The organism is Rhodococcus sp. 2G, from assembly GCF_001886355.1.
In the GTDB taxonomy this organism is placed as follows: Bacteria; Actinomycetota; Actinomycetes; order Mycobacteriales; family Mycobacteriaceae; genus Rhodococcus; species Rhodococcus pyridinivorans.
This window is the reverse complement of the sequence record NZ_CP018063.1, coordinates 740,320-753,147: the sequence shown is the minus strand read 5'-3', so window position 1 is coordinate 753,147 and position 12,828 is coordinate 740,320. Positions and strand designations below refer to the sequence as shown.

The following is a 12,828-nucleotide window of genomic DNA, read 5'->3' as shown; positions in this document are numbered from 1 at the left end:
AGAGCCGGTCACGAACCGGCGGTGAGGAGCACCTTCAACGCACCGGTTTCGCCGGCGCGAGAGAACACGTCGTAGGCCTGTTCGAACTCGTCGAGCGCGAACCGGTGCGTGATCATCGGCGACGTGTCGAGCTGACCACTGCTCACGAGACCGATCAGTGTGGGCGTCGAGTAGGTGTCGACCAGGCCGGTGGTGATCGTCAGGTTCTTGATCCAGATGTCCTCGAGGTGCAGGGTCGCAGGTTTGCCGTGCACGCCGATGTTCGCGACGTGTCCGCACGGCCTGACGAGCGCGACCGCCTGCTCGAACGTTTCGGGATAGCCGACGGCCTCCACGGTGACATCGGCGCCGAGACCTCCCGTGAGATCTCGGACGACGGCCGCCGCGTCCTCGCGACCGCTGTTGACCACGACGTTAGCCCCGAACGCCTTCGCCGCGTCGAGGCGACTGTCGGCGAGGTCGACGGCGACGATGCGGCTCGGGCTGAACAGTCGTGCGGCGAGGATCGCGGCGAGTCCGATGGGTCCGGCTCCGATGACGACGACGACGTCGGCCGGTCGAAGACAGCCGTTGAGTACGCCGACCTCGTAGGAGGTGGGCAGAATGTCGGCGAGCATGAGCATCTGCTCGTCGCTCACGCCGTCGGGAATGCGGTGGGTCGAATTGTCGGCGTACGGAACTCGGACCAATTCGGCCTGGGTGCCGTCGATCAGGTGCCCGAGGATCCAGCCGCCGCCTCCGAGGCACTGCCCGTACCGGCTCTCGCGACAGAAGCGGCACGTACCGCACGCGGTGATACACGAGACGAGCACTCGGTCGCCGGGAGCGAGTGTCTGCACTCCGTCCCCCACCTCGACCACGGTGCCGACGGCCTCGTGGCCGAGGATCCGGCCGTCGGTCACCTCGGGCACATCCCCCCCGAGGATGTGCAGGTCGGTGCCGCAGATGGTGACCGCGTCGACCCGCACCACCGCGTCGGTACTGTCCTGGATGGTTGCGTCGGGAACGTCCTCCCAGGATCGCTTCCCCGGCCCGTGGAACACCAGTGCCTTCATGATCTGACCTCCGTACACGGATTCGGCCCTGTTCCAAGGATGACATGAGGGACACTGCGATCGGAATCGTTCGGAGGGGGTGAAAAATTCACCTCGACAGCGGGACATGTCCGGATTCGTGACACCACCACAGAGTCCCCTGCTCTTTCGGGGACCACCGATCCCGAAAGCAGACGATCGATGAAGACACTCGCAACCTCACTCGTGGCGGTGGTCGTACTGGCCGTCTCGGCGTGCAGTTCCGACACCACCGAGCCCGAATCCGCGACGCCCCCTGCCTCCTCCGAGGAGGCCGGGCCCGAGTATGTGGCGGAGGTGGAATCGACCGTCGACCGGTTGATGCGCGACAACGCCATTCCCGGCGCGGTGGTCCAGATCAGCTCCCCCGACCGCGGTGACTGGACCGGCACGTTCGGCACGTCCGCCCTCGACACCGACGATCCGATCTCCGCCGACGATCATTTCCGGATCGGGAGCAACACGAAGACGATGACGGTCACCGCCATCCTGCAGCTGGTGCAGGAAGGTCGCCTGTCGCTCGACGACCCGATATCTAAGTACATCGACGGTGTCCCGAACGGCGACACCATCACCCTCGCGCAGCTCGCCGAGATGCGGAGCGGCCTGTACAACTACACCTTCGATCCGGATTTCAACGCGACACTCGACCGCGAACCCGAGAAGGTGTGGACGCAGGAGGAACTGCTGCAGATCGCGTTCGCCCAGCCGGTGAACTTCTCGCCCGGCGAACAGTTCGAATACAGCAACACCAATACGGTGCTCCTCGGACTCGTCGTGGAGGAACTGACCGGCATGCCGGTCGCCGAGGCGTTCGACGAGCGGATCTTCGCTCCGCTCGGATTGGCGAACACCTCGTTCCCGGCGATCGAGGATTCCTCGATCCCGGATCCGCATCCGCGGGGCTACATGTTCGGCACCAACGTCTCCACCATCGATACCTTCGAATTGCCGGACGACCAGCAGGCCGCAGCGCTCGCCGGAACACTGAAGCCGAATGACGTGACCGACGACAATCCCTCCTGGGCGTGGACCGCGGGCGCCGCGATCTCCACCGTCGACGACATGACCACCTATGTGAAGGCACTGGTCGGCGGCGGTCTGCTCGATGAGCAGATGCAGAATACCCGGCTCGACAGCGTGCAGTCGGTGGGCGGGGGAACCGCCGGATACGGACTCGGCATGGCGCAGTTCGGTCCCCTGCTCGGGCACGACGGTCAGCTTCCCGGCTTCATGACCTTCATGGGACACGACCCCGACACCGACCTGACGATCGTCATCGCCACGAATCTGTCGACGGTGCCCTCGGGTGAAGGTTCGGCGCTGACCCTCGTCAAGGGCATCCTGCCGATCTTCTACGGCTCCGATTATCAGGCGCCGAGCGATCCGGCACGCGCTCCCGGAGCGGAGGAAAGCACTCCCGTGCCGACGCCGGGAGGCTGATCGTACCGGCGTCCGGTGGGCGAGCACGGCCGCGTCACGTGGTTGTCCACAGGCATTCGTGTTCTCCACAGACCGAGGCGATCGGAGTGCGACGGCCCCGGATCGGGTCCGGCCGTGCCCGAAGATCGGGTCCATGACCCGACAGGTGTGGACGAGGGCGATGCTCGCCGAGGCCGGCATATCGGATCGTGCGGTGCGCACACGGCTCCGGCACGGCGGGCTCGTCAGGATCGCTCGCGGCACGTACATGACACGAGAGGACGTCGACGCCCTCGGCCCCGTGGGAGTTCACCTCGCCCGGGCACGCCTCGTCGGCTCCCGCTTCGACGCCGACGAGGCGCTCAGTCATGTGACGGCCGCGGTCGTCCACGGCCTCGACGTGTGGGACGCGCCGCTGGGACGGATCCACGTCACGCGCCCACCGACGCGCAGCTGCCGGGTGAGCGACGACCTGCACATCCACACCTCCGACCTGGACGGCGACGTCGTCGACGTGGACGGTCTCCGCGTCACGTCGCTCGCTCGTACCGTCGTCGACGTCGCGCGCACGCTGACGCGTCCGCGTGCTCTCGTCATCGGCGATTCGGCGTTGCGTGCGGATCCGACGGCGCATCTCGACCTGCCCCGGATCCTTGCTGCATGTCGAGGTAGGACCGGGATCGTCGCGGCGGAGTCGGTCGCGCGCCTCGTCGACGGCCGGAGCGAGAGTGTCGGGGAGTCGCTGTCGCGGCTGCACATGATCGAGGCGGGTCTACCGATGCCCGACCTGCAGCACGAGATCGTCGTTCGTGACGGACGCCGGTACCGCGTGGACTTCTTGTGGCGCGAACTCGGCATCGTCGGCGAGTTCGACGGTGCCGGAAAGTACACCGAGCGCCACGATCTGCTCGCTGAGAAGGAGCGCGAGGATGCGCTACGGGATCTCGGGCTGGAGGTGATCCGCTGGAACTGGGCGGAGCTGTCGCGATTCCACGTCGTCGTCGATCGGTTCGAGCGCGCACGTCGTCGGCAGCAGGCACGTCGAGCTGCTCTGGAGCGCGAAACGGTCATCGGCGCGCGCTACAACCCGCTCCGATGACCGCTTCGCGCTCCGCTATACCGTCTTCAGACCGAGCGAGTCGCGCAGGGTCGAGCCGGGATATTCGGTCCGGAACAGGCCGCGACGCTGCAGTTCCGGGACGACGAGGTCGACGAAGTCGTCGAGGGAATCCGGATAGGCGGGGCACATCAGATTGAAGCCGTCGCAGGCACCCGCGCTGAACCATTCCTCGATGCTGTCGGCGACGGATTCGGGGGTGCCGATCATCGTCGCGTGACCACCACCCGCGGCGAGGTAGCCGAGCAGTTCGCGCAGGGTGGGACGGCGGGTCTCGATGATGCGCTGCACCGTCGCGTAGCGCCCCTGCGGCCCGGTGAACTCCTCGATGGGTGGCAGGTCGTCGACGGGAGCGTCGAGGTCGTGGCCGGTGTAGTCCTGACCCGTGAAGACGCCGAGCTGGGTGACGGCGGCATCGACGTCGAGGAGCGCATCGAGTTCCGCCTTCTTCGCCCACGCCTCCTCCTCGGTGCGACCGACGTAGGTGACGAGTCCGGGCAGGATGGCGACCGTACCGGGATCCCTGCCGGCCGCGGCGATCCGCGCGCGCAGGTCGGTGGCGTACTCGATCGCCGCGGTCATGTCCCACGCGACGGAGTAGACGGCCTCGGCGTGGCGGGCCGCCAGGTTGCGCCCGGTCTCCGACGCCCCCGCCTGGAACAGCACGGGTCGGCCTTGCGGGCACCGCGGCACGGTCAGGGGACCGTCGACGCGGAAGTGCTTGCCCCGGTGATGGATCGGACGGATCGCGGAGGAGTCCAGGAACCTGCCGCCGACCCGGTCGACGAGGACACCGCCGTCGTCCCACGAATCCCACAGTGCGCACAGCACTTCGATGAACTCTTCCGCCCGGGCATATCGCTCCGTGTGCGGCGGGAGCGCGTCGAATCCGTGGTTGCGCGCTTCCTCGTCGAACATCGAGGTGACGATGTTGGCTCCTACGCGGCCACCACTGATGTGGTCGAGCGAGGCCAGCATCCGTGCCGCGTGGAACGGCGTGAAGAAGCTTGCAGAAACGGTGGTGACCAGACCGATGTGCTCGGTCGCGCGCGCCATGGCCGCCAGCGCGGTGAGGGGTTCGAGGAACCAGGTGGTGCCCGCCGTGTACTTCGGGTTGACGCTGTGACCGTCCGCGAAGAACACGGCGTCGAGGCGTCCTCGTTCGGCGGTGCGGGCGAGTTCCTCGAAATACGTGATGTCGCCGATGCGTTCGGCGGCGGAGTCGGGATGGCGCCATGCCGCCGAGTGGTGCCCGACGCCGTAGAGGAAGGCGTTGAGGTGGAGGGTGCGTGGTCCGGTCATCAGTTCATCACCAGTCCCCCGTCGACCACCAGGTTCTGCCCGGTGACGGCCCGCGACCAGTCGGAGGCGAAGAACAGCACCGCGGCCGCGAGATCCTCGGGGGTGGTGACCTTCCGCAGCGGCGTCGACGACGCGATGAGGTCGAACACCGCTTCGGGGGTCGCCGACGATGCGTCGGTCGTGCGCAGCAGCCCACCGGAGACCATGTTGACGCGGATCCCGTCGGGGCCGAGGTCGGCGGCGAAGGTGCGGGTCAGCGACAGCAGCGCGGCCTTGGCGGCGGTGTAGTCGTGGTACGGGACGACGGGGTGCTGGAACAGGTTGGTGCCGATGTTGACGACGCTGCCGCCGCCGGCTTCCCGCATGCCCGGCAGCGCGGCCTGGATGACGTTGACGGCACCACCGACGACCCCGTCGAACTGGGCACCGAATTCGGCGTATCCGATCTCGTCCGCCTTGGCGCGGGCGTCGCCGTTGAACGAGAAGTCGGGCAGGGCGTTGTTGACGACCGTGGTGACGGGTCGCCCGAAGTGCTCGCGGGCCCGCGCGAACAGCGACTCGACGTCGGCGCGGTCGGTGACATCGGCTTTCAGAGCGACGGCCCGCTCGGGTCCGATCTTGTCGGCCAGTTCGTGCGCGCTCTCGCCGCTGCGCCGGTAATCGAGAACGACGGCGGCTCCTTCGTCGGCGAACGCCTGCGCGATGCTGTGGCCGAGGCCGCGACCGGCACCGGTGACGAGGACGACCTGGTTCTGCAATGACATCTTCTGTGCCTTCCCTGTGTCGGGAAGGGTGCGTGAGGGCGACAGACCTCAGGCCTGTCGCCGGCTCGGCATCCCTTCGCTCGCATAATCGAGATCAGGTTCGACGGGTGTTCTCTCAGCCGTGTCCGGCACCCCGTGTCGAGTCCTGCGCACAGGTTACACCTCGGGATCTCGACCCCGTCGAGACCGTCGGCGTCGGCATTCATCGGATCGTCACATCACCGACCCGGGAACTTAGCTCAGATCGGCGTTAAAATGAGCCTTTCCTGCCCCGATCCGTGAAAGGAGATTCCGACGCACACGCCGGCCCCCTACAACGCTCCCTACGTCTCCCTTTCCCAGCAGGTCGGAGACGCCCCGCCGCTCGACCGTGCCCCGGTCCGCGGACCCGCGCGCCACGAGGACGTCGTATGGTTCGAGGATCGCTACGCGATCCCCATCACCACCACGACGCCCGACGAAGCGCAGATCGAGGACGTACTGCTCCTGCGCCGCGCCCTCGACCGGGCGCACATCGACTACCTGCTCGTCCGCGACGACAGCGACCGCCCGATCCTGGCGATCGACCGTGCCGATCGGAAGAGATTGCGTGCCGCGCTCGCCGAGGGATGCGCCGACGAGCCGTTCTACTCGAAGGCTGTCGGCTCCAAGCGACGCCCGGTTCCGGTGTCGGACGGACGGCTCTCACGCGACAGGAAGGACCGCGTGTTCCGGCTGTTCCGCCCGCGCGTCGAGCTGACCAGCGGGTTGCGGTACGGCGCGTCGAACGGTGTGGACATCGAGCTGTGGACCTACACCGACGACGAGGTGATCATGCCTCGTCCGAACGCCCTCACCCGCACGGTCGCCCTGCGCGACGAGATGCGCCGGACGACGGTCGAGCGGTACGGACAGCTGTGGCCCACGATCGAGGGCATGTTCGACCGCCACCCCGGCGACATCCCGTTCGAGATCGACCTCGTGTTCTCGTGGGTGGACGGGTCGTCGAAGTCGTTCCAGGCCAAGCGCGCGAAACTGATGCAGAACTACGTCGTCGGCGAAGGTGACGACTCGCCGGCGCGCTACCGGCAGATCAACGAACTCAAGTACGCCCTGCGTTCGGTCCACATGTACGCGCCGTGGGTGCGGCGGATCTTCGTCGCCACCGACTCGCCGCGACCGGCGTGGCTCGCCGACGATCCGCGTGTGACGTTCGTGCGGAGCGAGGAGTTCTTCGCCGACCCGTCGGCGCTGCCCACCTACAACTCGATGGCGGTCGAGTCGCAACTGCACCACATCCCGGGGCTGTCCGAGCACTTCCTGTACTCGAACGACGACATGTTCTTCGGTCGCCGGGTGAGCCCGAGCCTGTTCTTCTCCGGCGGGGGTGTCAGCAAGTTCATCGAGTGCGACGTGCGGATCGGGCTGGGTCGGAACGACCCGTCGCGCAGCGGATTCGAGAACTCCGCCCGCATGAACCGCAAGCTCCTGCAGGATCGCTTCGGGGTCACCATCACTCGGCACCTCGAACACACCCCGGTCCCGTTGCGCAGGTCGATCATGGCGGAGATGGAACGCGAGTTCGGGGACGAGTTCGCTGCGACGGCGGCGAGCCCGTTCCGGGCGGCCGACAACATCTCGGTGACGAACTCCTTCTACCACTACTACACGCTGCTGACCGGCCGCGCGGTGCAGCAGACCACGGCGAAGGTGGAGTACGTCGACACCACTGTGAAGTCCGGTCTGCGACATCTGGACACGATCCTGGCGCGCCGCAATCTCGACCTGTTCTGCCTCAACGACGGCAGCACGCCCGAGGTCGACCTGGAGCTGCGCACCGCGAAGGTCACGCAGTTCCTGGAGCGGTACTACCCGATCCCGGCACCCTGGGAGACCGGCCACCCGGGCCGACCGGACGTCGGTTAGATCCGAACGGTGAGGTCGGGGTTCTCGGGGATGCGGATGCCGGCTTCGGCCAGACGCCGCGCCGCGTCCTCGGCCGTGTGGGGCTGCCCGGCGGTGGCGTAACTTCCGCTGGGCACCACGGAGTGCACGATCGTGTCGGGATAGACGTGCACGAGGTTGAAACCCTGCGCGCCGTCGTGCCCGCGCTGCGAACCGACCGGGACGTTCAGATCCTGGGTGTAGCAGGTCGACGAGGCGACGGACACCGGGATGCCTGCGAAGGTGGCCGAGGTCGAGTAGTGCAGGTGACCACCGAGGATGGCGCGGACATCGGTGCCGCGCAATACTTCGGCGAGGCCCGCTTGGTCGCGCAGTTCGACAAGGACAGCCATGTCGAACACGCTCGGCACGGGCGGATGATGCAGTGCGAGAACGGTACCGAACGGGACGGGTGTCGAGAGTTCGTCGGCGAGCCAGGTGAGCTGGTCGTCGGTCACCTCACCGTGGTGATGGCCCGGGACCGAGGTGTCGAGGCTGACGATCCGAAGTCCGCCCACGGTGTGGACGGCGTCGATCGGTGCGCCGAGAGGCGCTTCGTCGAGCAGCTCTTCACGGAAGGTCGCGCGGTCGTCGTGGTTGCCCATCGCCCACACGATCTCGGCGTCGAGCGCTGCGGCCAGTGGTTCGACGAGTCCGCGGAGCTTGCGGTAGGCGTCGGGCTGGCCGCGATCGGCGAGGTCGCCGGTGAACACCAGGGCGTCGGGTCGGACCCGGGAGGCCCGGATGTCGTCGAGGATCAGGCCGAGGCGGGTGTCGGCGTCGACGGTGCCGTAGAGGAGTTCGTCTCCACCGACGAGGTGGGTGTCGGTGAGGTGGAGCAGCGTGTGCGAAGGTCTGGGGTATTCGGCAATTCGTTCAGGGGCCGGAGAACTGCCCATGATCTCTCACTTCCATTCGCCCGTTTCGGGCACTCGATCGCCATCAACGGTAGCGATTGTGTTTCCACGACTCCATGGCTTCTGGATCACATCGAGACCCAGACCCCGCGGCGAACAGCGTGTCATTGCCTGGTGACCTGCGGAAACGGACAGCCGCTTCAGCCCTGGTGATCTGGCTCACAACAGAGGGTCGTTCACGGACCGGTCGTTGACGCGGTGAACCGGGGCTCGCCCCGCGTGTTACGGCAGCGAACCCCGGTTCGGCGCGCGAACAGGGTCGACGGACGTTCGGCGTCCGACACACGACTGCCGTTCCCTCTCGACGTCCCCACCGGGAGTGCCATGGATTCACCACTACCCATCCCGGCGAGGGGCGTCATGATCCCCAAACATGCAGCCGCCTCCCGCGGTGGAGCAGTGCACCCTCCTCGGGGACATCGTCTTCGAGGAAGCGAGAAACGCGCCGAACCGGGGTTCGCCGCCGCTGTAGCACGCGCGAACCCCGGTTCGGCGCGTCAACGGCCTCCCAACAGGAGTTTGTCCCCAACCCCGCGATCGATCCACAGGTGCCCCGGATCGGGAGATCGTCGCGGGTTCGGTGAGTGTCGTACCGCGCAGGATCGTCGTTGTGACTGATCCGAACATCCTCACCAACGCCTCGCTCGCCGTCGCGGGTCTCTCGGACACCGAGATCCGCACTGCCGTTCGCACCGGCTCACTCGTACGGGTCGGACGCGGCTGCTATCTGCACCGCTGCGACCTCGGCGCACTCGGGCCGGTCGGCGTCCACCGAGTCCGTGCCCGACATGTCGGAGCGACGCTCGGTCCCGACGAGGCGCTCAGCCACGCGTCGGCCGCGGCCCTGCACGGACTCGAGCTATGGGACGTCCCACTCGATCTCGTCCACATCTCCCGACCTGCCACGCGGCGCGGCCGCGTCACCTCGCAGATCCATGTGCATCCGACCGAACTCGGTGACGACGTGGTGGTCGTCGACGGAGTACCCGTCACGTCGGCCGCACGGACCGTCGTCGACCTCGCGCGCACGCTCCCGAAGGAGCAGGCCGTGATCGCCGGAGATTCCGCTCTTCGTCTGTACCCCGTTATGCGTGAACAGGTTTCACGCGCGCTGGTCGATGCCCGGACTCGCCACGGCCTGGCACGTGCCCGCACGGTGGTGCCGTTCCTGGACGGTCGCAGCGAGAGTGCAGGAGAGTCGCTGTCGCGTCTACGTATTGCCGAAGCGGGACTCCCGCGACCGATCCTCCAGTACGAGATCGTGGGTGGAAACGGGCGACGCTATCGCGTCGACTTCTTCTGGGAGAACGGCGTCGTCGGCGAGGTCGACGGGCGGATCAAGTATTCCGATCCGCGCGATGTGTTCGACGAGAAGCTCCGGCAGGACGCGATCCGCGACGCGGGCTACGAAGTGGTGCGCTGGACGTGGGCGGAATTGGAGCGGTTCGACGTCGTGGCGGAGAGACTCCAGCAGGCCGCGCGTCGCGCTGCGAAATTGACGCGATGAACCGGGGCTCGCCCCGCGTGTTGCGGTAGCAAGCCCCGGTGCGGCGCGCAAGCAATCACTGCGCCGTGCGGGGCTGAGGAAGGAACGTGCTAACGTCCCGCCGGCAGAAACGGATCGGGGGGTCACGTGCGTAGGTGGACGACAGTCGTCACGAAGTCGGTGACGGCAGTTGCAATAACAGTGATTCTTGTTGCGGGATGCAGCCATTCTCCAGGGCCGGCATCGATCGCGGCCGAAGGCGTGTTTCCCACCAACGACACACCGAAAGCGGTCGACCCGGAAGTGCATGCACAAATCACATTCGATCCATGTGCGGACATTCCGGAGGAGGCCTTCCGTGCGGAACGTGTCGACCTCTCCACCGGGCAGAAGTCCGAGCACACCTCCGGTGGTTACACGTCGATCCTGTGCACCTTCGACAGCATTCCCCCGGACAGTAACGATACGGGTTGGTTCGACCTGTACCTGCTGGCGTCGAACAGGACGCTCGACGAAGCCTACAAGCGGGACCCCGAGAACACCACCGAGACAACAGTCAGCGGTCGTCCCGCCCTCGTCAAGTTCGACCCGAACGTAACAAACAGCTGCGAGATATCGATGAGCACCCGATTCGGCCTGATCAGCATCAAGCACCACAACCTCACACGCGAGATGCAGCCGATGACGGACGACGCACGATGCAGCCGGACCAGAAGCTTCGTCGAGCGGATCGAGGATTCGGTGGACCGAGAAGTCGACGCAGGACGAATCATGATGGAGGTCGCCACGACCGTACGTACGCCTCGCGTCGTCGACGATTCGGAACGACCTGACATCACTTTCGATCCGTGCCTGGATGTTCCGATGGAGATACTTCTCGAAAGAGGTTTCGACGACCGTAGCAAGGATCTCACCGATCTTCCCTTCGGCACGTACACATTCATCAGCTGCTCATGGAAGAGCTTCGCCCAGACGACCGACCACAAGGATTCCTACGCGATCACTTTCCTCGCCGGCAATGTCTCCTACGAGGAATATCTCGAGCGCGACCGCGATATCTCCACCGAGATCACGATCAATAGCAGGAGAGCGCTCCTCCAGCATGACCGCAACGATTGCGCGATCATCCTGGACACGAAATTCGGCGTTCTCGTCAGCTCGTGGTTGCACTTCCCCTACGACAACGAACCGATTCCTTCCGAGAAACAGTGCGCTCCCCTGTTCTCCCTCGTTCAGGACATCGAAACACTCGTCGATCTCTGACGCGGTGAACCGGGGTTCGCCCCGCGTGTTGCGGTAGCGAACCCCGGTTCGGCGCGCGAGCTACACCGCGACCGGTTGCTTCGCAGGCAGGACGGCCGGCTCCGGAACGGTGACCGCGCGGACGGGGCGTCGCACCAGCGCGACCGTCACGTAGGCGACCAGCGACACCAGGAATCCGATGAAGGTGGTCCAGCCGTCGACGGACGAGGTGACCAGAGAGTTCGGGATGTACAGCAGGGTGTTGTCGACGCCGTAGATCGTCGGGGTGAGGACGAAGAAGCCGGCGCGCACCGTGATACCGGCGATCGCTGCGGCAGCCACAGCGCGACCGTCACCGCGCGACCAGAACAGTCCGAGGATGAACGGCACTACCAGCGAGGCGAGCAGCAGGTCGAAGGTGAGGGTGAGCAGGATGCCGGTCTGCGGGACCCGCAGCGCGACGAGGGCACCGAAGGCAGCCATCGGCAGCATGAGCAGGCGGGTGGCCTTCATGACGTCCGACGACATCGCGGCGTTCTCGCCGCCTACGCGGAAGACGTTGCGCACCAGAACCGTCGCGGTGGACAGCAGCACACCACTGATCGTGGTCAGCGAAGCCGTCACCAGACCGGAGAGCACAAGGATCGACAACCACTGCGGCGTGTACTCGCCCAGCAGAACGTAGAGGATCGGGGCGTCGGCTGCGCTGTCACCGACGATCGACACGGCAGCAAGGGCCACGAAGGACAGCGGCACACACAGGACGAGAATGCCGGTCGCCGCAGAGAAGCAGGCGCGCTGCGCAGCGATCGGGGACTTGGCGGAGAACACGCGCTGCATCAGGTCGATCGCGACGAGGTTGCCGAGACCGAGAGCGACGATGGTGGCCCAGTTGACCGCGGCCCCCTGCGCCGGATCGGTGAGCTGTCCGAGATCGCCGATGCCGAGGCCGTCCCCGTGGGTGAAGCCGGGTCCGAAGGCCGTCCACACGAGGAGCGAGACGATACCGACGGCCATGATCGCGAACTGGACCATGCCGGTGTAGACGCTGGCGAACATGCCGCCGGCCACCGTGTAGGCGAGCACGAACGGGATGATCACCAGCACCGCCGCCGTGTAGTTCAGGCCGAGGAAGTACTGGAGCAGGTAGCCCAGGGCGACGAGGTTGCCGGCGAGGAGGATGCCGAAGCTGCCGACCGTGAGCACGGACGCGGTGATCTCGGTGCTGCGGCCGAAGCGGCGGGCGAAGAACTCGGGCAGGGTCACGACGCCCGTCGCGCGTAGGCGCTTCGCGAAGAACAGTCCGACGAGCAGCACGCTCGATGCGACACCCAGCGGCATCGCCGCACCCGCCCAGAATCCGAATCCGGCCGCGAGGTCGGCGGAACCGAGGGTCGCGTTGGAATCGATGACCTGCGACATGAGCAGGACGGCAAGGACAGGGGCACCGAGCGAGCGACCTGCGAGAAGAAAGTTCCCGGCCTGTCCGCGGACCTTGCGGGTGGAGTAGAAGCCGGCCCCGAGGAGAACGACGAGGCACACGGCGACACCGATGATGATCATGGCTGCTCCGTATGGAGAG

General features: G+C 66.4%; 10 protein-coding genes and 1 riboswitch. Of the genes, 5 read left to right on the top strand and 5 right to left on the bottom strand.

Annotation, left to right across the window (positions count from 1 at the left end; translation table 11 throughout):
* Positions 1-8: 8 nt before the first annotated feature.
* Positions 9-1,055, bottom strand: coding sequence for a zinc-dependent alcohol dehydrogenase family protein (locus BO226_RS03540; protein WP_064063243.1), 1,047 nt, complete (start codon positions 1,053-1,055; stop codon positions 9-11).
* A 180-nt stretch (positions 1,056-1,235) separates the two neighbouring features.
* On the opposite strand from BO226_RS03540, the gene BO226_RS03535 reads away from it, so the two are divergent.
* Positions 1,236-2,516, top strand: a complete 1,281-nt coding sequence (locus tag BO226_RS03535; protein ID WP_071934612.1) for a serine hydrolase domain-containing protein — start codon at positions 1,236-1,238, stop codon at positions 2,514-2,516.
* 133 nt (positions 2,517-2,649) lie between these two features.
* On the top strand, positions 2,650-3,594 hold the full coding sequence (locus BO226_RS03530) for a type IV toxin-antitoxin system AbiEi family antitoxin domain-containing protein (protein WP_071934611.1): 945 nt from the start codon (positions 2,650-2,652) through the stop codon (positions 3,592-3,594).
* Between the two features lie 15 nt (positions 3,595-3,609).
* On the opposite strand, the gene BO226_RS03525 is transcribed toward BO226_RS03530, so the two are convergent.
* Positions 3,610-4,914 carry an LLM class flavin-dependent oxidoreductase gene (locus BO226_RS03525; protein WP_071934610.1) on the bottom strand — a complete coding sequence of 435 codons (1,305 nt, stop codon included), beginning with the start codon at positions 4,912-4,914 and terminating at the stop codon, positions 3,610-3,612.
* Entirely contained in the window at positions 4,914-5,678 is a 765-nt protein-coding gene (locus BO226_RS03520; RefSeq protein ID WP_071934609.1) for a 3-oxoacyl-ACP reductase, read from the bottom strand. Before BO226_RS03520 ends, BO226_RS03525 begins: the two co-directional genes overlap by 1 nt.
* A 54-nt stretch (positions 5,679-5,732) precedes the next feature.
* A riboswitch (TPP riboswitch) is annotated at positions 5,733-5,824 on the bottom strand.
* A 286-nt stretch (positions 5,825-6,110) separates the two neighbouring features.
* Here BO226_RS03520 and BO226_RS03510 point away from each other — a divergent pair.
* On the top strand, positions 6,111-7,583 hold the full coding sequence (locus tag BO226_RS03510) for a stealth family protein (RefSeq protein WP_071934607.1): 1,473 nt from the start codon (positions 6,111-6,113) through the stop codon (positions 7,581-7,583).
* On the opposite strand, the gene BO226_RS03505 is transcribed toward BO226_RS03510, so the two are convergent.
* Positions 7,580-8,500 (bottom strand): phosphodiesterase, encoded by a 921-nt coding sequence (locus BO226_RS03505; protein ID WP_071934606.1) that lies wholly within the window; start codon positions 8,498-8,500, stop codon positions 7,580-7,582. The two genes, BO226_RS03510 and BO226_RS03505, sit on opposite strands and share 4 nt — an antisense overlap.
* Positions 8,501-9,128: 628 nt before the next feature.
* Here BO226_RS03505 and BO226_RS03500 point away from each other — a divergent pair.
* Both BO226_RS03500 and BO226_RS03495 read left to right on the top strand, forming a co-directional pair.
* A complete protein-coding gene (locus BO226_RS03500) occupies positions 9,129-10,025 on the top strand; it encodes a type IV toxin-antitoxin system AbiEi family antitoxin domain-containing protein (RefSeq protein ID WP_071934605.1) in 897 nt (298 codons plus the stop codon).
* A gap of 240 nt (positions 10,026-10,265) precedes the next feature.
* Complete coding sequence (locus tag BO226_RS03495; RefSeq protein ID WP_006554896.1) at positions 10,266-11,267, top strand: DUF3558 domain-containing protein; 1,002 nt, start codon at positions 10,266-10,268, stop codon at positions 11,265-11,267.
* A gap of 60 nt (positions 11,268-11,327) precedes the next feature.
* Here the strand turns inward: BO226_RS03495 and BO226_RS03490 are convergent, their stop codons facing one another.
* Positions 11,328-12,809 (bottom strand): sodium:solute symporter family protein, encoded by a 1,482-nt coding sequence (locus BO226_RS03490; RefSeq protein WP_033097353.1) that lies wholly within the window; start codon positions 12,807-12,809, stop codon positions 11,328-11,330.
* Positions 12,810-12,828 lie beyond the last annotated feature (19 nt).